The sequence below is a fragment of the Gelidibacter salicanalis genome (assembly GCF_016469035.1).
In the GTDB taxonomy this organism is placed as follows: Bacteria; Bacteroidota; Bacteroidia; order Flavobacteriales; family Flavobacteriaceae; genus Gelidibacter; species Gelidibacter salicanalis_A.
This window is the reverse complement of the sequence record NZ_JAEHJZ010000400.1, coordinates 1-268: the sequence shown is the minus strand read 5'-3', so window position 1 is coordinate 268 and position 268 is coordinate 1. Positions and strand designations below refer to the sequence as shown.

Annotated in this window: 1 protein-coding gene; it reads left to right on the top strand. The window is 54.5% G+C overall.

The features are described 5' to 3' along the window. Nucleotides 1-268: hypothetical protein (locus JEM65_RS21725; protein ID WP_199603849.1), on the top strand; the 268-nt coding region annotated here is incomplete at both ends.

Sequence of the window (268 nt, the reverse complement as noted above, 5' to 3'; positions counted from 1 at the left end):
GCCTCCTACATATCCGGCCATCCTCTGATTGAGCCGTCTATGCACATCCAGAAGGTCTTCGAGGCCTCGCTCACCCGTCAGAATGCCAAAGGCGCCTTCAAGGAGGACGTGTTTGAAGATGGAGACATCAAGAAAGTGTTCCTCAAAGGCGGCGAGATGGAGGAGTGGATCTTCTCGCACATTCTCATCAGCCTCATAATGATCGAGGCCGTCTACCTCACCCACATGAGGAACAACAACTGCTCCCTCAGAGACCAGCGGACACGGG